Annotated in this window: 20 protein-coding genes and 1 tRNA gene; 17 read left to right on the forward strand and 4 right to left on the reverse strand. The window is 73.7% G+C overall.

Going from position 1 to position 19417, the window contains the following annotated elements:
• Positions 1-4 precede the first annotated feature (4 nt).
• Together ACFPK1_RS09930 and ACFPK1_RS09935 are read right to left on the reverse strand one after the other, a co-directional pair.
• On the reverse strand, positions 5-763 hold the full coding sequence (locus ACFPK1_RS09930; RefSeq protein WP_378020756.1) for an SDR family NAD(P)-dependent oxidoreductase: 759 nt from the start codon (positions 761-763) through the stop codon (positions 5-7).
• A gap of 64 nt (positions 764-827) precedes the next feature.
• On the reverse strand, positions 828-2036 hold the full coding sequence (locus ACFPK1_RS09935) for an MFS transporter (RefSeq protein ID WP_378020757.1): 1209 nt from the start codon (positions 2034-2036) through the stop codon (positions 828-830).
• A gap of 47 nt (positions 2037-2083) precedes the next feature.
• Here ACFPK1_RS09935 and ACFPK1_RS09940 point away from each other — a divergent pair, with 47 nt between their 5' ends.
• From ACFPK1_RS09940 to ACFPK1_RS09960, 5 genes are all read left to right on the forward strand, one after another.
• A complete protein-coding gene (locus ACFPK1_RS09940) occupies positions 2084-2968 on the forward strand; it encodes an SDR family oxidoreductase (protein WP_378020758.1) in 885 nt (294 codons plus the stop codon).
• A gap of 10 nt (positions 2969-2978) precedes the next feature.
• Positions 2979-3434, forward strand: a complete 456-nt coding sequence (locus tag ACFPK1_RS09945) for a MaoC family dehydratase (protein WP_378020759.1) — start codon at positions 2979-2981, stop codon at positions 3432-3434.
• A gap of 100 nt (positions 3435-3534) precedes the next feature.
• The gene (locus ACFPK1_RS09950) at positions 3535-4398 is read left to right on the forward strand and encodes an esterase/lipase family protein (RefSeq protein ID WP_378020760.1); all 864 of its coding nucleotides are present in this window, start codon (positions 3535-3537) and stop codon (positions 4396-4398) included.
• Between the two features lie 115 nt (positions 4399-4513).
• The gene (locus tag ACFPK1_RS09955) at positions 4514-4798 is read left to right on the forward strand and encodes a WhiB family transcriptional regulator (RefSeq protein ID WP_378020761.1); all 285 of its coding nucleotides are present in this window, start codon (positions 4514-4516) and stop codon (positions 4796-4798) included.
• Positions 4799-4828: 30 nt separating this feature from the next.
• Positions 4829-5239: an OsmC family protein gene (locus tag ACFPK1_RS09960; protein ID WP_378020762.1), complete on the forward strand. Its 411-nt coding sequence runs from the start codon at positions 4829-4831 to the stop codon at positions 5237-5239.
• A gap of 3 nt (positions 5240-5242) precedes the next feature.
• Here ACFPK1_RS09960 and ACFPK1_RS09965 read toward each other — a convergent pair whose 3' ends face one another.
• Positions 5243-5605 carry a nuclear transport factor 2 family protein gene (locus tag ACFPK1_RS09965; RefSeq protein ID WP_378020763.1) on the reverse strand — a complete coding sequence of 121 codons (363 nt, stop codon included), beginning with the start codon at positions 5603-5605 and terminating at the stop codon, positions 5243-5245.
• A gap of 83 nt (positions 5606-5688) precedes the next feature.
• On the opposite strand from ACFPK1_RS09965, the gene lon reads away from it, so the two are divergent.
• The 12 genes from lon to ACFPK1_RS10025 all read left to right on the forward strand — a co-directional run bounded on the left by lon (position 5689) and on the right by ACFPK1_RS10025 (position 18690).
• Entirely contained in the window at positions 5689-8007 is a 2319-nt protein-coding gene (lon, locus tag ACFPK1_RS09970; RefSeq protein WP_378020764.1) for an endopeptidase La, read from the forward strand.
• A gap of 1 nt (position 8008) precedes the next feature.
• The gene (locus ACFPK1_RS09975; RefSeq protein WP_378020765.1) at positions 8009-8326 is read left to right on the forward strand and encodes a winged helix-turn-helix transcriptional regulator; all 318 of its coding nucleotides are present in this window, start codon (positions 8009-8011) and stop codon (positions 8324-8326) included.
• Positions 8327-8477: 151 nt separating this feature from the next.
• Entirely contained in the window at positions 8478-10223 is a 1746-nt protein-coding gene (locus ACFPK1_RS09980) for a GGDEF domain-containing protein (RefSeq protein ID WP_378020766.1), read from the forward strand.
• Complete coding sequence (locus ACFPK1_RS09985; RefSeq protein ID WP_378020767.1) at positions 10220-10870, forward strand: rhomboid-like protein; 651 nt, start codon at positions 10220-10222, stop codon at positions 10868-10870. Before ACFPK1_RS09980 ends, ACFPK1_RS09985 begins: the two co-directional genes overlap by 4 nt.
• Positions 10871-10969: 99 nt before the next feature.
• Positions 10970-11044: transfer RNA gene (locus ACFPK1_RS09990), tRNA-Leu, on the forward strand.
• 198 nt (positions 11045-11242) lie between these two features.
• Positions 11243-11872, forward strand: a complete 630-nt coding sequence (locus tag ACFPK1_RS09995) for an ANTAR domain-containing response regulator (RefSeq protein ID WP_378020768.1) — start codon at positions 11243-11245, stop codon at positions 11870-11872.
• 199 nt (positions 11873-12071) lie between these two features.
• Positions 12072-13265 (forward strand): branched-chain amino acid ABC transporter substrate-binding protein, encoded by a 1194-nt coding sequence (locus tag ACFPK1_RS10000; protein WP_378020769.1) that lies wholly within the window; start codon positions 12072-12074, stop codon positions 13263-13265.
• A 182-nt stretch (positions 13266-13447) separates the two neighbouring features.
• Positions 13448-14647 carry a branched-chain amino acid ABC transporter substrate-binding protein gene (locus ACFPK1_RS10005; RefSeq protein WP_378020770.1) on the forward strand — a complete coding sequence of 400 codons (1200 nt, stop codon included), beginning with the start codon at positions 13448-13450 and terminating at the stop codon, positions 14645-14647.
• Positions 14648-14835: 188 nt separating this feature from the next.
• The gene (locus tag ACFPK1_RS10010; RefSeq protein WP_378020771.1) at positions 14836-15822 is read left to right on the forward strand and encodes a branched-chain amino acid ABC transporter permease; all 987 of its coding nucleotides are present in this window, start codon (positions 14836-14838) and stop codon (positions 15820-15822) included.
• Positions 15823-15866: 44 nt separating this feature from the next.
• The gene (locus ACFPK1_RS10015) at positions 15867-17024 is read left to right on the forward strand and encodes a branched-chain amino acid ABC transporter permease (protein ID WP_378020772.1); all 1158 of its coding nucleotides are present in this window, start codon (positions 15867-15869) and stop codon (positions 17022-17024) included.
• Entirely contained in the window at positions 17021-17974 is a 954-nt protein-coding gene (locus ACFPK1_RS10020; protein WP_378020773.1) for an ABC transporter ATP-binding protein, read from the forward strand. The genes ACFPK1_RS10015 and ACFPK1_RS10020 overlap by 4 nt, the downstream gene beginning before the upstream one ends.
• The gene (locus ACFPK1_RS10025; RefSeq protein ID WP_378020774.1) at positions 17971-18690 is read left to right on the forward strand and encodes an ABC transporter ATP-binding protein; all 720 of its coding nucleotides are present in this window, start codon (positions 17971-17973) and stop codon (positions 18688-18690) included. Before ACFPK1_RS10020 ends, ACFPK1_RS10025 begins: the two co-directional genes overlap by 4 nt.
• A 260-nt stretch (positions 18691-18950) precedes the next feature.
• On the opposite strand, the gene ACFPK1_RS10030 is transcribed toward ACFPK1_RS10025, so the two are convergent.
• A complete protein-coding gene (locus tag ACFPK1_RS10030) occupies positions 18951-19406 on the reverse strand; it encodes a PaaI family thioesterase (protein WP_378020775.1) in 456 nt (151 codons plus the stop codon).
• Positions 19407-19417: the final 11 nt, after the last annotated feature.

The raw sequence follows: 19417 nt of genomic DNA on the forward strand, positions 1-19417 counted from the left end.
TCGCTCATCGGGGCGCCATCCGGATCGCGCCGTCGAGACGGATCGTCTCGCCGTTGAGCATGGGGTTCTGCAGCATCGCGACCGCCATCTGCCCGTACTCGGCGGGATCGCCGAGGCGGCGCGGGTTGGGCACCGAGTCGCCGAGGGCCTTGCGGACGTCCTCGGAGAGCGTCGCGAACAGCGGGGTGTCGAACAGGCCGGGCGCGATCGTGTTGACGCGGACCAGCTTGGACGCGAGGTCGCGCGCGGCGCACAGGGTCATCGACACGACCCCGCCCTTCGACGCCGCGTACGCCATCTGCCCGATCTGGCCCTCGAACGCCGCCACGGACGCCGTCATGATCATCGCGCCGCGCTCGCCGTTCACGGGCTCGGTGCGCGCGATGGCGGCGCCGCCGAGACGCAGGGCGTTGAAGGAGCCGAACAGGTTGACCCGGACGACCCGCTCGAAGGCCTCCATGTCGCCGGGCTCGCCGTTCTTCTCGACGACGCGGGTGAGGCTGCCGATGCCCGCGCAGTGCACGAGCGCGCGGAACGGGCCGGCCGCCTCGGCCGCGGCGACCGCCTGACCCAGGGCGTCGGCGTCGGTGACGTCGGCGGCCACGAACTCGCCCCCGAGGTCGGCGGCGACCTCCTTGCCGTTCGACGACGGCAGGTCGGCGACGACGACGCGGCCGCCCGCCGCGGTGATCGCCTTCGCGGTGGCCAGCCCGAGGCCGGACGCGCCGCCGGTGACGAGGGCCGAGACGCCCTGCAGATCCATGATCGGTTCCTCCGCGGTCGGGGTGCGATGTGCCCCGCACCGTAACCAGTCAGGGCTGACCGTGTCACCGGGCCCGGCTGCCCGCCCGCGTCCCGGTCACGAGCGCGGCCACGACCGCGACGAGCAGGGTGATCCCGGCGGCCACCCCGACCGCGGCGGCCGGCGCGACCCCGTCGATGAGCACGCCGGCCAGCGGGGCGGCCACGGTGGCCCCGACCATCAGCGCCGAGCCGTGCAGCCCCGTCGCCACGCCGCGTGCGTCGTCGGGCGCCAGGCGGCCCACGGTCTCGGCCGCCGCCGCGAGCGCCGGCGCGCAGAAGGCGCCGGCGGGCACCAGCAGCAGCGTCAGGATCCACCACGGCCCGCCCAGGGCGACCGGGAGCGAGCCGAGCGCGAGCAGTCCGAGCAGCACCGCGGTCGGCGGCGGGCGGCGCGCGGCCCCGTAGATCCAGCCGCCGACCAGCGACGCCGCGCACCAGACGGTGTTGGCGAGCGCGAACCAGGCGGTCTCGTCCCGCGCGGTGAGCATCGCGACCACGGAGAGCTCGGTGGCGGTGAGCATGAGGATCGCGGCGGCCGTGGAGCCCAGCGCCACGAGCATCGGCCCGCGCAGCCAGGTGCGCACCGGTGGCGCCGGGCGCTCGCCGGGCCGGGCGCCCCCGCGGCGGACCGGCGGGTCGAGCCACCCCAGCGCGACCGTGGCCAGCACGAACGCCGCGCCGACGATCCACGTCCCGGTGCCGGGCAGCGTGAGCACCACCAGCGTGCCGAGCGCCGGGCCGACCGCGTAGGCGACCTCGGTGGACATCGCGTCGAGCGCGAACGCCGGGCGCTGGTGCTCGGCGGGCACCGACGCGGCCAGTGACTGGCGCACCACGGCGAACGCGGGCGGGGCGAGCAGCCCGGCACCCAGCGCGGCGGGGACGAGCGCGGTGGTGTCGAGGAACGGCACCAGGCCCCAGAACGCGGCCTGCGCGAGGCCGCACAGCACGAGCACCGGGCGCAGCCCGTGGCGGTCGACCAGCCGGCCCACGAACGGCGCGCCGAGCGCGATGCCCCCGGTGATCGCGCCGCCGACCAGCCCGGCGGCCGCGAACCCCTGGTCGAGCCCGATCGCGACGTGCAGGGTCAGCACGACGCCGGTCGCGGTCACCGGCAGGCGCGCGGCGAACCCGATGACGTAGAGCGGCGCGAGCCCGGGGAGCCCGAGCACCGCCCGGTAGGTGGCGACGCTGCCGCCGACCGCCCCCGTCACGTCTCCATCATCACCCATCCGGGCACCTCGTTTCCCGGACGACGGCCACGGGGCACCTGCGGCGCATGAGCGAGCCGCCCGTCCTCCCCACCGCCACCTACGCCGTCACCGGCGCGACCGGCCACCTCGGACGCCTCGCGGTCGACGCCCTGCTGCGCCGCGGCGTGCCGGCCCGCAACGTGTTCGCGCTCGTGCGCCGCCCGGACAAGGCGGGCGACCTCGCCGACCTCGGCGTCGGTGTCCGCGAGGCCGACTACGACCGCCCCGAGACCCTCGACGCCGCCCTCGAGGGCATCGAGCGGCTCCTGCTCGTGTCGAGCCCGACCGTCGGCAACCGCCTCGAGCAGCACACCACCGTGCTGCGCGCCGCCGACGCCGCCGACGTCGGCTTCGTCGTCTACACGAGCGTGCTGCACGCCGACGAGACCGAGCTGGCGCTCGCGCCCGAGCACGCCGCCACCGAGGACGCCCTGCAGGGCTCGGGGCTGCCCTTCGCCGTGGCCCGCAACGGCTGGTACACCGAGAACTACACCGGCCGCCTCGACGAGTACCTCGCCCGCGGCGAGATCGTCGGTGCCGCGGGCGACGGGCGGGTCTCCGCCGCGACGCGCGCCGACTACGCCGAGGCCGCCGCCTCGCTGCTCACCGGCGACATCGCCGACCAGCAGGGCTACTGGGAGCTCGGCGGCCCCGCGTTCTCGATGGCCGACCTGGCCGCGACGATCACCGAGGTCACCGGCACCGAGGTGACCTACCGGGACCTCCCGCCCGCCGAGTTCACCGACACCCTGCGCGCGGCGGGCGCCGACGAGGACACCGCCCGCTTCGTCACCGCGCTCGAGGAGTCGACGGCCAAGGGCGAGCTGGAGACCGACAGCCCGGCGCTGGAGAACCTCCTGGGCCGCGCGCCGACGTCCCTCGCCGACGCGATCCGCGCTGCCCGGTTGTAGCTTCCGGGTCATGGAGACCTTGCACGGGCGCGAGGAGCTCCTCGCGTCGCTGGGCCGCGAGCTCGGGCCGGGGGAGTGGCTGGAGATCGGCCAGGACCGCATCGACGGGTTCGCCGACGTCACCGGCGACCACCAGTGGATCCACGTCGACCCCGAGCGCGCGGCCACCGGTCCCTTCGGCGCCACCGTCGCCCACGGGTTCCTGACCCTGTCGCTCGTGCCGCTGCTGCTCGACGGGCTGCGCCGCGTCGAGGGCACGCGGATGGGCCTGAACTACGGCCTGGAGCGCGTGCGGTTCCCGTCGGCGGTGCGGTCCGGCACGCGGGTGCGGGCGCGCTCGACGCTGGTCGACGCCATCGACGTCGGCGACGGCGGGCTGCAGCTGGTCACGCGCGTGACGATCGAGGTCGAGGGCTCGGAGAAGCCGGCCTGCGTCGCCGACGTCGTCACCCGCGCCTACTTCTGAGCGGTCGCGCCACCGGGAGTCGGGAATGGCCGAACATCCGGTCGGGTACCCCGGCTCGAGGAGGACGCGTCGGGGCGTCCTCGGCGAGGAGGTGGTCGTCATGGACGCCCCCACACCGATCTGGCGGACGGACGTCGACCCCGGCGGCGCGATCCTGCCCTTCCCTTCGTGGTGGCTCACGGCCACCGACCTCGCGCGGGCGTCGGTCGAGACGGCCGCCTGGCACACCGTGCGGCACGTGCTGCCGCACGGCGGTCGCGGTGACGGACAGCCGGTGCTCGTCATCCCGGGCTTCCTCACCAGCGACATCACGACCGCCGCGCTGCGGGCCCACCTGCGGACCCGGGGCTTCCACACCCACCGCTGGACCCTGGGCCTCAACCACGGCTTCACCGACGCGATCCTCGACGGTCTGATCGACCGCTTCGACGAGCTCCACGCGCGTCACGGGCGCCCGGTGGCGATCGTCGGCTGGAGCCTGGGCGGCCTGATGGCGCGCTGGCTCGCGCAGATCCGCCCGGACGCGGTCGAACGCATCATCTGCCTCGGCTCACCGTGGCGGCCCGAGGCCGAGATCAACAGGGTCTCCGGCGCGTTCCGGGCCGCCGAACGGCACTGGGGCTTCTCCGCCGACACCGACGACGTCGTCGAGCTCATCCGCCGGCCGGTGCCGGTGCGCTCGATCGCGGTCTACTCGCCGTTCGACGGGCTGCTGCACGGCGAGGGCTGCCGTCAGGACGACGGCGACCTCTGCGAGAACGTCGTCGTCCCCGGCAGTCACTGCGGGCTGACCCACAACCCGGCGGCGCTCGTGGCGGTGGCCGACCGGCTCGAGGTACCGCTCGACCGCTGGCGGCCTTTCCGCTGGTCGTCGGCCGTGTCCCACGGGCTGTCGGGCGACGGCCGCGAGGGCGCCGAGGCCCTCCCCGACCCCACATCCGTCCCGGCGACCGTCGCGGCCTGAACCACGCCGGTGGGGGAAACCATCGTTCCCCGTCCTCCGTCGACGCCGGGAGACGGGGATCTCACACCGACGGTCGCCGACGAGGTGTACGACGGTCGGTAGGAGGTGCTCATCAATGGCTGATGTGTCCCGGCTCCCGTGGGCGATCACCGACCACTGGGACTGGCAGGTCCACGCGGCCTGCCGCGGCATGAACTCGGAGCTGTTCTTCCACCCCGACGGGGAGCGCGACCCCCGGCGCAGCCGCCGCGTCGAGGAGGCCGCGCGCATCTGTGCCCGCTGCCCCGTGCGCGAGCCCTGCCGCGACTGGGCCCGGCGGGTGAACGAGCCCTACGGCATCTGGGGCGGGGAGAGCGAACAGGAGCGGCGCGCGCACCTCTCCGGGGAGCGCGCGAGCTGATCCCGCCCCGGCCGTGCCAGGCTGGTGAGCATGGACAAGCCCGCCGTGTGGGCCCGGGGCCGCCTCGCCGACGGTGACGGGCGCGTGGTCTGCGTCGACGTCAACGGCCTCTCGGTCGACTGCACGGTGCCGGCGGAGCACGGCGAGCCCGACGGCGCCACGTCGTACGGGCTGCTCGCCGCCGCGCTCTCGTCGTGCACCGCGATGTCGGTGCGCACGTTCCTGCAGCGCTTCGGCGTAGACGGGTCGGGCGTCGAGGTCGACGTCTCGTTCGAGCCGGGCCCGCCCCCGGTGCTGCACCGGCGGGTGGGGCTCGCGGCCGACCTCGACACCGACCACCGCGCCCAGCTCGCCGCCGTCGTCGACAGCACGCCGGTGACGATCCTGCTGCGCGACGCCCTGGTGATCGTCACGCGGCTGGACGTCACCGCGCCGCACTGATCCTCACGCGCCGCCGTCGAGCAGCGTGTGGAGCCGGACGATCCGGCCGTGCTCGCTCAGGGCGATGTCGGTGCCGGACACGACCGGCGCGCCGTCCGCGGGCCCGAACGCCCAGGTCAGCACGCCGAGGTCCCCGCTGACGCGCACCGGTGCGGTGGCGCGGAAGGCGAAGGCGGGCGGCGCGCCGTCGAGCAGCGCGGCGACCTTCCCGTCGATCGCGTCGCGACCGCGGACGGCGCCCTCGGGGTCCTGGAACAGCACGTCCGCGTCGAAGAGCTCGGCGATCACGGCGCGGCGGCGGTCGCCGTCGCGCTCCCCGAAGACCTCGAGCAGGTTGCGGGTGAGGAGCTGGTCCACGGTCGTCATACCCCGATCCTCCCAGCACCGTGGAATACCGAAGCTGCTTCAACACTTGTAGCTGCTATCAGAACGAGTGATGGGGTGACGAGATGACCGAGCTGTTGCTGGTCCCCGTCGACGACAACGTGGTCTTTCCGGGCATGACCGTGGTGATCCCGGCCGCGGAGGTCGGGCCCGTCGAGGCGGGCGAGCAGGTCCTGCTCGTCCCGCGCCACGAGGGCACGTTCGCCGGTGTCGGCACCGTCGCCGACGTCAGCGAGCGCACGCGCCTCCCGAACGGCGTGACCGCCGTGCAGCTGACCGGTGTCGCGCGCGGCCGGGCGGGATCGGGTCGCACCGACGACGAGGGCCGCCTGCGCGTCGAGGTGACGACCCACCCGGACGCCACCGAGCGCGACGGGCGGGTCCGCGAGCTGGAGACCACGTACCGCGCGGTCGTCGAGGAGGTCCTCGAGCTGCGCGGCGACGACGGCCGCGGTGCCGCGTTCCTGCGCGGCATCGACGAGCCCGGCGCGCTGGCCGACACGGCCGGCTGGGCGCCGGAGATTCCCTACGACGAGAAGGTGTCGCTGCTGGGCACCCTCGACGTCCGCGAGCGCCTGGAGCTGGCCCTGCGCCTGCAGCGCGAGCGCCTCGCGGAGCTCCAGGTGCGCAAGTCGCTGCGCGAGGACGTCGAGTCCGGCGCCGCGAAGCAGCAGCGCGAGTACGTGCTGCGCCGCCAGCTGGAGGCGATCCGCAAGGAGCTCGGCGAGGGCGGCGACGACGCCGGCTCCGGCGACGACTACCGCGCGAAGATCGCCGAGGCCGGGATGCCCGACCACGTGCGCGAGCAGGCCGAGCGCGAGCTCGCCCGCCTCGAGCGCGGCGGGGAGCAGTCCGGCGAGTCGTCGATGATCCGGACCTACCTCGACTGGCTGCTGGCCCTGCCGTGGGCGCAGCGCTCCGAGGAGCAGCTGGACCCGGGCGCGGCGCGCACCGTGCTCGACGCCGACCACACCGGCCTGGAGGACGTGAAGGACCGCATCGTCGAGTACCTGGCCGTCCGCAAGCTGCGCCGCGACCGTCGCCAAGAGTTGGGGCTCAGCGAGGACGACAAGAAGGCAGGGACCATCCTGACGCTGGTCGGGCCTCCGGGCACCGGCAAGACGTCGATCGGCGAGTCCGTCGCCCGCGCGATGGGCCGGGAGTTCGTCCGGATGTCGCTCGGCGGCGTCCGCGACGAGGCCGAGATCCGCGGTCACCGGCGGACCTACGTCGGCGCCCTGCCGGGCCGCCTGGTGCGGGCCCTGCGCGACGCGGGCACGATGAACCCGGTGATCCTGCTCGACGAGGTGGACAAGGTCGGCGCCGACTGGCGCGGCGACCCGTCCGCCGCGCTGCTCGAGGTGCTCGACCCGGCGCAGAACCACGCGTTCCGTGACCACTACCTCGACGTCGAGATCGACCTGTCGCAGGTGGTGTTCCTGGCGACGGCCAACCAGCTCGACACGATCCCGGGTCCGCTGCTCGACCGCATGGAGGTCATCTCCTTCGACGGCTACACCGTCGAGGAGAAGGTCGCGATCGCGCGGGACCACCTGCTCCCGCGCCAGATCCGCGGCGCGGGCCTGACGCCCGACGACGTGAGCGCCGACGAGTCGGCGCTGCGCCTCGTGGTGTCGGAGTACACCCGCGAGTCCGGTGTCCGCCAGCTCGACCGCTCGCTGGGCAAGCTCACGCGCAAGATCGCCACGGAGATCGCCTCCGGCGCGGACCGCGTGGTCGTCGACACCGACGTGGTGCGCCGCCACCTCGGCCGGCAGCGGGTCTTCACCGAGTCCGTCGAGCGGACCGCGGTGCCCGGCGTCGCGACCGGCATGGCCGTGACCGGCGCGGGCGGCGACGTCCTGTTCATCGAGGCCGCCGCCATGACCGGCGACGAGGGGCTGGTCCTCACCGGCCAGCTCGGCGACGTCATGAAGGAGTCGGCCCGGATCGCCCTGTCGTGGGTGCGCTCGCACGCCGCGGAGCTGGGCATCGCGCAGGACGCGTTCACGGGACGGTCGTTCCACGTGCACGTCCCCGCGGGCGCGATCCCGAAGGACGGCCCGTCGGCCGGCGTCACGATGGCCACCGCGCTGGTGTCGCTGCTGACCGGGCGTCCCGTGCGGCACACCGTCGCGATGACCGGTGAGCTGACCCTGCAGGGCCGGGTCCTGCCGATCGGCGGGGTGAAGCAGAAGGTGCTGGCCGCGCACGCGGCGGGCCTGACGCAGATCGTCGTCCCCGAGCGCAACCGCGCCGACCTGGACGACGTCCCGGCCGACGTGGCCGCGCAGCTGGAGTTCCACCCGTCGATGACCATCAACGAGGTCCTCGACGTCGCCCTCGAGCCGGCGACCGACCCGGCGCTCGAGGTGGCCGCCTGACATGTGCTCGCGGGAGCCGGTACCGCCCGAGGTGCGCGCGCTGACGGCACTGCTGGAGCGACGCTGGTCGCTCTCGGTGCTCTACGCCGCGCACCTCGGTGCGGTCCGGTTCTCCGAGTTCGAGCAGGCCCTCGGCCAGGTGCCGCCCGCGACGCTCGCGGCGCGCCTGGCCGATCTCGAGGACGCGGGCCTCATCGAGCGCCGGGTGCTCGAGACCCGACCGCCCCGCACCGAGTACGCGCTGTCCGCGGAGGGCCGCCGGCTCGCCCCGCTGCTCGAGGCGCTCACGGTCTGCAGTCGCGAGCGGCGTCGTCCCTGACCGGCGGTCACGCTGCGCGAAACGGACGGCGAGGACGTCGACCGGACAGCCGAGCAGCGGTAGCGTCCCAGCCCGTTGGGGCGACGTCGCGTGAGCGATCGGTCGCTCCCGGGCACGGATCCGGCCGGCCGCGGACCCTTGGAGGACGGGCGTGGCGCCTCCGCTGCGTGTGGGCACCGAGGTGCAGCGCCTGGGTGTCGTCGTCGCGGTCGCCGCGCTCGTCATCGTCGTCATCAACGTCGGGCGGCTGTCGTACTCCGCCTTCGTCACCCTCCCGGCCGAGGACGAGCTCCGCGTCGGGCTCCTCGCGCTCGAGGACTCCCAGGACGCCGTGATGGGCACCGACTCCCTCCTGCGCGGCTACCTCGCGACCCGCGATCCCTACTTCGTCGCGCAGGCGGCGACGCGGGCGCCGGAGATCGCCGCGGCCGAGGGCGCGATGCTCGCGAACCTGGACCGGCCGAAGGTCTTCCCGCTGGTCCTCGACCTCGTCGCCACGCAGCGGGAGTGGCAGTCCGGCTGGGTCGGCGAGATCCAGTCCGTGGACCCCGGGCGCGTCGACGAGTTCGTCGCGCGGGGCGACGTGCTCATGCGCGACTACCGCGAGGCCAGCACCGCGACCCGGGCCGCCCTCATCGAGCTGATCGAGGCCCAGGACGCCGCGTCGCGCCTGATCCAGCGGTCGGCCATCGTCGTGACCGCCCTCGTGGCGGGGACGGCCCTGGTGGTCGCGCTGCGGGCGCGGCGCCGGCTCCTCGCGCACGTCGTCGCCCCGGTGGACGGCCTCCTGGCGGCGGTGCGCGGCATCGGGGAGGGGCGGCTGACACCGCCGGAGCGGGTGGACGGGTCGGCCGAGCTGGTCGCCCTGCGCGACGGCATCGCGGAGATGACGGTCGCCCTGCGCCGCCAGCACGAGGAGACGGCGGCGCAGGCCGAGCGCCTCCAGGTCCGCACCGACCGGCTGCGCACCATCCTGATCATGACCCGCGAGATCGCGGGCAGCCTCAACACCCGCTACGTCATCGACGCCACGGTGCAGGCCGCCGTCGCCGTCACCGACGGGCGGGTCCTGCTGTGGCTGGTGCTCGACGACGGCACGGCCCTCGAGCTGGCGCACGACTCCGATCGCGGGACGGTGTCGCCGATGGAGCAGGACTGCCCCCTCGCGGTCGGCGTGGTGGGCCGCTCGGCGCGCTACGCCCAGATCTCGCGCGGCGACCCCGCCGCGGGGGAGGACCCGGCGGTGGCGGTGCCGATGGTGGTCGGCGCCCGGGTGATCGGGGTCGTCGAGTGCTGGGACTCGCCCGACGGCGAGGTCGACGGGCAGCGCCTCTCGTCGGTGGAGATGCTGGCGACGCTGGCGGGCTCGGCGATCGAGGCCAGCCGCCTGCACGCGGCCACCGAGCGGCTCTCGGAGTTCGACCCGCTGACCCAGCTCGCCAACCGCCGCCGCCTCGGCGTCGACCTCGAGCGCGCCGTCACCGACGCGAAGCGCTGGTCGACGCCCATGTCGGTGATCATCCTGGATCTCGACCACTTCAAGGAGCTCAACGACCGGTACGGCCACCAGCAGGGCGACGTGGTGCTCCAGGAGGTCGCCGCCGTGCTGCGCGCCGGCGTGCACGACGGCGCGACCCCGTACCGCTGGGGCGGCGAGGAGTTCGCCGTGCTCGTGCCGCGCGGCGGCGCCGACGAGGCCGCGGCGCTGGCCGAGCGCCTGCGCGTGCGCGTCGAGGAGGACTTCCGCCGCGGCGACAAGCAGCTGCTCACGGCGTCGTTCGGCGTCGCGGGCCTGCCCGAGCACGCGGGCGACGGCGAGGCGCTGCTCAGCGAGGCCGACCGGGCGCTGTACTCGGCGAAGAACGCCGGCCGCAACCGCGTCCACCGGGCGGGATGAGGGTGGCGGGCCGGGCGCTGCGGACGTGGGTGCGGGCGGGCCCGGTGACGGCGGCGTACCTCGGGGCGCTCGTGGCGACCCACGTCGTCCTCGCCGCCACGGGCACGGGTCCGGCGGCGCGGGCCTGGAGCAGCACGAACGTCGACAACCTGCGCGACCACCCGCTCGGCGCCCTCGCGACCAGCCCGTTCCACCTCGGCAACAGCGGGGAGATCACCCCGGGGACGGTCGCGATCGTGGGCGTCGGCATCGGTGGGGCGATGTGGTGGCTGGAGGCGCGCCGCGGTGTCGCGACGGCCGCCGCGGCGTTCGCCGGCGGCCACGTGGGGGCGACGGTGCTGACGGTTCCGCTGATCCTCGCGGCGGTCGACGGCGGCGTGTACCCGGCGTCGGTGCTCTCGGCGGTCGACGTCGGCGTCAGCTACGGCGCCCAGGCCGCGGCGGCCGCCGCGACGACGCTGCTGCCGCGGTGGGCGGGGGTGGCGGGCGCGCTCGTCGTCGCGGGCTGGCCGCTGCTCGACGCCGAGTGGTCGCGGGGGTGGCCGGACTTCACGTCGGTGGGGCACCTCGTCGCCGCGGGCATCGGGTTCGGGATGGGGCCGGCGCTGCGGCGAGCGGCACGGTCCGCAGGTCCGGGGCCCTGTTGATCATGCGGGACGTGCCCCTCGCGGTGCCCGGAAACGGCTGGGGGCCGCCGTCTATGCTGCCGCTGGCTGGAACGGGTCTCGCGGTAGGCCGAACAGTCGGCCCCCGTAGCCCAAACGGCAGCAGGCAGCGGACTCAAAATCCGTACAGTGTGGGTTCGAGTCCCACCGGGGGCACCGGTACCGCGCGCGGGACCCGCGCGCTGCGAGGCCAGCGTCACGGTCGGGATCGGCGGCTCCGCCCGGTACCCTCCTGAATCGAAACGGCCTGCTCCGACGGTGCTCCCGACGGGCGGGCCGGCCGTTCCTCCCGCGGTCTCACCGGGGCGGCCCGACGAGGGGCGGCGCACCGAGGCGAGAGACCAGGAGTCGCTCATGAGCCAGTCGGCCGAGACCGTCAGCGAGACCGGGAGCGCTCCGGAGCCCGGCACCCCGGCCGGTCTGCGCGTGGTGGTCGCCGAGGACGAGGCGCTCATCCGCCTCGACCTCGTCGAGATGCTGCGCGAGGAGGGCTACGAGGTCGTCGGCGAGGCCGGCGACGGCGAGCAGGCCGTGCGCCTCGCCCGCGAGCTCCGCCCGGACCTGATCATGATGGACATCAAGATGCCCGGCACCGACGGGCTCGAGGCCGCGCGGACGATCGCGGGGGAGCGGCTGGCGCCCGTCGTCATGCTCACCGCGTTCAGCCAGCGCGAGCTCGTCGAGTCCGCCCGCGACGCCGGGGCGATGGCCTACCTGGTCAAGCCGTTCTCGAAGACCGACGTGGTGCCCGCCATCGAGCTGGCCGCCTCGCGCTACGCCGAGGTCGCCGCGCTCGAGGAAGAGGTCGCCGGGCTCACCGACCGTCTCGAGACCCGCAAGGCCGTCGAGCGCGCCAAGGGCCTGCTCATGGCCAAGAAGAAGATGTCGGAGCCCGACGCGTTCCGCTGGATCCAGCGCACGGCGATGGACCGCCGGACGACGATGCGCGCCGTCGCCGACGCCGTCGTCGAGACCTTCGGCTGACACTACGCAGCGTGCATCGCCTGATCGGGTGACGGCGCTCACCCGCGGGCGCGCACCGGCGTTGACCTGGACAGACGCCTCCCTACCGTCCCCTGCGCGGACCTCACTCGGCCGTGACCTACCGTGGGCGCTCGACCACGCACGGGAGCACGGCGGGCAGGGGGCGAGGCGAGTGGGCGCGCGACGGCGTCGGGTCGGGATGCTCGGGGCGGTCGCGGCGGCGTTCGCCCTGGTGCTCGGCGGCTGCGGGGGAGCGGGCGGGTCGTCGGGCGACGGCGGCGACTGCGACACCGGCCGCGGCACGCTCGTCATCGGCCTCGTGGCCCCGCTCTCCGGGGAGCTCGCGTCGGTCGGGCTCGGGATGAAGAACTCCGCGGACCTGGCCGTCACGCAGGCCAACGCCCGCTGCGCCGTCCCCGGCTACCACCTCGCGGTGCAGAGCCAGGACGACCGGGCCGACCCGGCGACCGGGGCCGCCGCGGCCGCCACGCTCGCCCGGGATCCCTCGCTGATCGGCGTGCTCGGGCCGTTCAACTCGTCGGTGGCGCAGACGGTGCAGCCCGTCCTGAGCGACGCGGGGATCGTCCAGATCTCGCCCGGCAGCACCGCGACGTCGCTGACCCGCGGGGCCAACGCCGTCACCGCTCCGCTGCGGCAGTACCAGACGTTCTTCCGCACCGTGGCCACCAACGGCGTGCAGGGCCCCGCCGCCGCGAGCTACCTGACGCGCAGCGAGAACAAGCGCCGCGTCGCCGTCGTCTCCGACGGCAAGACCTACGGCGAGGGCATCGCCGAGGAGTTCGCCAAGCAGCTCGCGACCGAGGGCGGGCAGGTCGTCGCCCGCGTGACCGCGGCGCCGGGGGCGGGACGGGACGCCGTCGTCTCGCGCGTCGCCGCGGCCCGGCCCGACGCGGTCTTCTATGGCGGCGAGTACCCCGAGGGCGGGCCGCTGTCGGCGGCGCTCGCCGCGGGCGGGGTCTCCGCGCCGGTCGTCGGCGGTGACGGCATCGTCAACCCGGGCTACGTCGCCGCCGGCGGGCGCGAGGGCGACCTCGGGACGTCGATCGGGCCGCCGCCCGAGACGCTGCCGGCGGCACGGGACTTCGTCGAGGCCTACCGGCAGGCGGGCTACCCCGACGACATCGGCTCGTACGGGGCGTCGACGTTCGACGCGACCAACGTCCTCGTCGACTCGACCGTTCGCGCGCTCGGTGAGGACGGCGAGTGGACCCCGGCGCGGCGTCCGGACGTCGTCCGATCGGTCCAGGGGTACGACGGCGACGGCATCACCGGCCCGCTGTCGTTCGACCGCTTCGGCGACGTGATCACCGACGCCGTCACCGTGTACCGCGTCCAGGGCGGGCGCTGGTCGGTCGTGGGCCCGGCCGACTGACCGGTTCCGGATCTCCCGAGGTCATCGACCGGATCTCCGTCGAGATCGGACGTCACGGTGCGAACACGACGGCGTAGCCGCTTGCGCGATGCGTCGCACACGCCTATACCTTCCACACCCGACCGGGCGAGCGATCACGCGGACCCGACGTGGATCCCTGACGGCAGGTGACGGAGGTGGACGTGATCCGACGACGGCTCGCAGCCGCGGGTGCGCTCGTGGCTGCGGTGGCGCTGGTCCTCAGCGGCTGCGCCAACCAGGGGGGTGGGCAGCAGCAGGGCGGCGGCCCCCAGGCGGGCGCGCCGAGCCAGCCCACCGATGCGGTGCTCCCGGCCGGAGACGGGCAGGGGCGCTGCGCTCCGGGCACGTCGATCGCCTACGCGGGCACCATCGCCGGGCAGAACGCCGCGCTCGGCATCGCGATCGTCAACGCGGTGCAGCTGGCGGTCGACCAGCACAACGCGGCGAACCCGAACTGCCAGGTCACCCTGGTGCGCGCGGACACCGGCGGCACGCCGGACACCGCCGTCGGCCCGGTCACCGCGGTGATCAACAACCCGCAGGTCCTCGGCATCGTCGGCCTGCCGTTCTCCGGCGAGTCGCGGGCGGTCGGCCCGGCCCTCAACGCCGCCGGCCTCGTGAACATCACCCCGTCGGCCACCAACCCGGCGCTGAGCACCAACGGGTGGACGAACTTCTTCCGGGGCCTCGGCAACGACGCGGTCCAGGGCCCGGCGATCGCCCGCTACATCCAGCAGCGGCTCAACGCCCAGAACGTCTGCATCATCAAGGACGACTCCGACTACGGCATCGGGCTCGCCCAGCAAGTGACCCAGGCGCTCGGCCCGGCAGCCACCTGCCAGGCGGACGTCCGCACCAACCAGCGCGAGTTCTCCGCGGTCATCGGGCAGGTCCAGCAGGCCAACCCGCAGGCGATCTTCTACTCGGGCTACTACCAGGAGGCCTCGCCGCTGGTCCAGCAGCTGCGGGACGCCGGTGTGCAGACCCCGTTCATCGGTCCGGACGGCGTGAAGGACGAGCAGTTCGTCGTCAACGCGGCCGGTGCCGCCGACGGGGCCCTGCTGTCCTGCCCGTGCGTGCCGCAGGAGGGCTTCACCGACTTCACGAACGCCTACCGGCAGGCCTTCGGCGTCCCGCCGCAGACCTACTCGGCCGAGGGCTACGACGCCACGACGATCCTGCTCCAGGGCATCGACCGTGGCGCGGCCGACCGGGCGGCGCTGCTGAACTTCGTGCGCAGCTACAACGGCCAGGGCCTCACCAAGCGGTTCCAGTGGAGCCCGACCGGTGAGCTCACCCAGACCCCGGTCTACATGTACCGGGTGCAGGGCAACCAGATCGTCACCGACAGCCAGATCTGATCGATCCCGCCGGCCGCGTCCGCTCCGCATCGTCGCGGAGGGGCGCGGCCGGCGGCCGTCGGTGACCCGGGCGCCACCGCCTGGCACCATCCCGCGACACCCCACGAATCCCCTGCGCCCCTGCGGGCGCCCGACGCCCCGGGGAGCGCGTCATCTCCTCCTTCGCGGTACTCGCACACGCGGCACCGTTGGCCGCGAGCACCGAGCCCTGGATCAACTTCGACGTCGGTCTGCTGATCGACCGGTTCTGGGCCAACACGATCAACGGTCTGGCCTACGGCAGCATCTACGCGCTGGTGGCGCTGGGGTACACGCTGGTCTACGGCGTGCTCCAGCTGATCAACTTCGCGCACTCCGAGATCTTCATCCTCGGGGTGTTCGGGGTGTACCTGACGTTCCTCGCGCTCGGCTTCGAGCCCGGCGCGATCCCCGACCTGCCGCTCGGGTTCATCATCGTCGACCTCGTCCTCGCCGGGCTGGTCGGCATGGCCGTCTCGGGCCTCGCCGCGGTCCTGCTCGAACGCACGGCCTACCGGCCACTGCGACGGCGCAACGCGCCCCGGCTGGCGTTCCTCATCACCGCGATCGGCGCCTCGTTCGTGCTCCAGCAGGTGATCCGGATCTGGCGGGGCTCGAACCCCGAAGGCACGATCCGGCTGCTCCCGCCGTCCCCGGCGTTCACGATCTTCGGGGCGCCGGTGACGAACCTGCAGATCATCATCTTCCTGGCCTCGCTGGCGATGTTCTTCGTCGCGGACACCTTCGTGAACCGCAGCCGCCTCGGCCGCGGCATCCGCGCGGTGGCGCAGGACCCGAACACCGCGACGCTGATGGGCGTCAACCGGGAGCGGGTCATCACGATCACGTTCCTGGTCGGCGGGGTGCTCGCCGGCGCCGCCGGGCTCTTCTACCTCATGACCATCCCGCAGGGCGCGGTCTACAACGGCGGCTTCCTGCTGGGTATCAAGGCGTTCACCGCCGCGGTCCTGGGCGGGATCGGCAACCTGCGCGGTGCGCTGCTCGGCGGCCTGATCCTGGGCGTGGCCGAGAACTACGGACAGAGCCTCTTCGGCGGCGACTGGCGTGACATCGTGGCCTTCGTGCTGCTGGTGGTCGTGCTGATGTTCCGGCCGACCGGCATCCTGGGCGAGTCGTTGGCGAGGTCGCGGGCATGACGGACACGAAGCCTGCCGGAGCTGGACCATCGATGAGGGAACGGATGTCGCAGATCTCGACGTTCTGGAACGCGCGCAGCCGCTTCCAGCAGTGGGGTCTGCTGATCCCCGTCGTGGTGTTCCTGCTGTGGCTGCCGGTGCTCAACCCGCCGATCATCACCACCGAGCCGGCCACCGACTTCCCGATCGCGCTGTTCAACGCGGCCGTGCTCGCGCTGATCGCCATCGGGCTCAACGTGGTGATCGGGCAGGCGGGCCTGCTCGACCTCGGGTACGTGGGCTTCTTCGCGATCGGCGCCTACACCACGGCGCTGCTCTCGAGCCCGGACTCGCTCCTCGGGGTGCGCTACCCGTGGCTGGTGATCGTCCCGATCGCCATGCTGGTCACGATGATCTCCGGGGTCATCCTGGGGACGCCGACGCTGCGGCTGCGCGGCGACTACCTCGCGATCGTGACGCTGGGCTTCGGCGAGATCGTGCGGCTGCTCGCGGACAACATCGACCCGCTGCGCGGCAACCGCGGCTTCCAGAACATCGCGCGCCCGGAGGCCAGCTACCCCGACGGGTCGCCGGTGTTCACGCAGACCGACGTGCTCGGGTTCTACTGGCTGGCGGTCTGTCTGATCGTCATCGTGCTGATGCTGATGGGGAACCTGGAACGGTCGCGGGTGGGCCGGGCCTGGATCGCGGTGCGCGAGGACGAGGACGCCGCCGAGCTGACCGGCGTCCCGACCTACCGGTTCAAGATCTGGGCGTTCGCCATCGGTGCCGCGGTCGGCGGGCTGTCGGGCTCGCTGTTCGCCGCGCAGGTCGGCTACGTCAACAACCAGCGCTTCGACGTCGCGACGTCGATCCTCTACCTGGCGGCGGTCGTGCTCGGGGGCGCGGGCAACAAGGTCGGGGTCATCGTGGGCGCGTTCCTGGTGTCCTACATCCCGGACCGCTTCCAGTTCGAGCCGCAGTACCGCTTCCTGGTGTTCGGTGTCGCCCTGATGGTCCTCATGGCGTTCCGGCCCCAGGGCCTGCTCGGGATGCGCCAGCACCTGCTGGCCTACGGGCGCGAGGCGTACCAGAAGCTCTTCGGCGCGCGGACCGGTGTGCGCCCGAGCGGGATGACACCCTCGACGCGGGCGGAGGGCGATCTCCCGGAGACCACACCGGACGACCACGCCGGGACGTCACCGCGAGGGGGTGGCGAATGACCACCGGGGAGCCGACGCGGGAGGGCCTGCTCACCGACCTCGAGCACATGGACGCCGCGGAGCGCGCCGAGCACGACGCCGCGGTGTCGGGCTCCGTCGCCCCGGACCGTGAGATCGGTGTCGCCATGGGCGAGACCCTGCTCGCGGTGGACGGGCTGACGGTCCGCTTCGGCGGCCTGACCGCGCTCGACGACGTGACGTTCGACGTCAAGCGCGGCGAGATCCTGGGCCTGATCGGGCCCAACGGCGCGGGCAAGACCACCTGCTTCAACATCATGACCGGGGTCTACCGGCCGTCCGAGGGCGACATCCGCCTCGAGGGCCGGTCGCTCGCGACGATGAAGCGCTACCGGATCATCCAGACCGGCATCGCGCGCACGTTCCAGAACATCCGGCTCTTCGGGGCGATGACCGCCCTGGAGAACGTCGTCGTCGGCACCGACGCACGGCACCGGACGTCGATCCCGGGCGCGCTGCTGCGCCTCCCGCGCCACCGCCGCGAGGAGCGCGAGGGCGTCGAGAAGGCGATGGCGCTGCTGGAGTTCGTCGGGATCGCGCACCGCGCGGCGGACAAGGCGACGGCGCTGCCCTACGGCGACCAGCGGCGTCTCGAGATCGCGCGCGCCCTGGCCACCGAGCCGAAGGTGCTCTGCCTCGACGAGCCGGCGGCCGGGTTCTCGGCGACCGAGAAGGACGCGCTCTCCGAGCTGATCCTCAAGATTCGCGACGACGGGTACACCGTGGTCATCGTCGAGCACGACATGCGCGTCGTCCTCGGCGTCACCGACCGCCTCGTGGTGCTCGACTTCGGTCGCAAGATCGCCGACGGACTGCCCGACGACGTCCGCCGGGACCCGGCGGTCATCTCGGCCTACCTCGGTGGGGCCGTCGACGCCGACGGCACCCCGAGCACCGGGGCCACCACCAGCACGGGGGAGGAGTCGTCGTGAGCCTGCTCGAGCTCGACGACGTCAACGTCGCCTACGGCCGCATCCAGGCGCTGCGGGGGATCACCCTGCGCGTCGAGGAGGGCCAGATCGTCGCCCTCATCGGCGCCAACGGGGCCGGCAAGACCACGACGATGAAGGCGATCTCGGGGATCCTGGGGCTGCAGTCGGGCGCGATGCGCTTCGACGGCGAGGACCTCACGAGGATCCGGGCCGACCTGCGCGTGGTCCGCGGCATCTGCCAGGTGCCCGAGGGCCGCGGCATCTTCCCGGGCATGACGGTGGCCGAGAACGTCGACATGGGCGCGTTCGTGCGCAAGGACCGCCGCAGCCCGGAGTTCGCGGCCGACCTCGAGCGCGTCTACGAGCTGTTCCCCCGGCTCGCGGAACGCCGTTCGCAGACCGGCGGCACGCTGTCGGGCGGCGAGCAGCAGATGCTCGCGATCGGCCGCGCGCTCATGGCCCGCCCGCGGCTGCTGCTGCTCGACGAGCCGTCGATGGGTCTCGCCCCGCAGTTCATCGCCCAGATCTTCCGGGTGATCGAGGAGATCAACTCCCAGGGCACGACCGTGCTGCTCGTGGAGCAGAACGCCACCCAGGCCCTGGGGCTCGCGCACGAGGCCTACGTCCTCGAGACCGGCGAGGTGACCCGCTCCGGCACCGGCGCCGAGCTCCTCGCCGACCCGACGATCCAGGACGCCTACCTCGGCGTGAGCTAGGTGGCCGGGGTGGGGTGGGGTGGTTGCAGCGAACGTGGCGTTCGCTGCTTCTAAGCGGACGAAGTCCCCGTTGATCACCGGCGCGGGGTGTCGTGCGCGGCGGCGACCGGCACGTTCCGCGTGATCATCGGGCTCGCGGGCCTGCGGGACGTGCCGCTCGCCCGGCCCGCGGTGATCAGGAGCGCGCCATCCACCCGGCTCGGGGTCCGGACGTGGACGCCGCGCTCCTGATCTCGACACCGACCCGGCCGGCCGACAACTCAGCCCGCCGACCCCGGCGGGCGGTCGCGGTAGACGCAGGTGAGCTTGGCGGTGCAGACGCGCCGGTCCTCGTCGTCGGTGATCACGATCTCGAAGGTGCCGATCGTGCGGCCGACCGACAGGGGCGTGCAGACGCCGGTGACCGTCCCGCCCAGCGCCGAGCGGTGGTGGGTGCAGTTGAGCTCGAGCCCCACGGGCAGGCGTTCGGGCCAGCCGTGCATCGCCGCGGCGGTCGAGCCGAGGGTCTCGGCGAGGACGCCGTTGGCGCCGCCGTGCAGCAGGCCGAAGGGCTGGCGGTTGCCGGCGACGGGCATGGTGCCGACGACCCGGTCCCGGGTCCACTCGGTGATCTCGATGCCCATCCGCGCAGCGAGCTGCTCGTCGGGGTACTGCACCTCGATCTCGGGGACCGCGGCGGACTCGGGGGCCGACTCACGAGCGGAGGATCTGGTCATTCCCGCAGGGT

This window comes from Actinomycetospora rhizophila, from assembly GCF_042657905.1.
Taxonomy (GTDB): Bacteria; Actinomycetota; Actinomycetes; order Mycobacteriales; family Pseudonocardiaceae; genus Actinomycetospora; species Actinomycetospora rhizophila.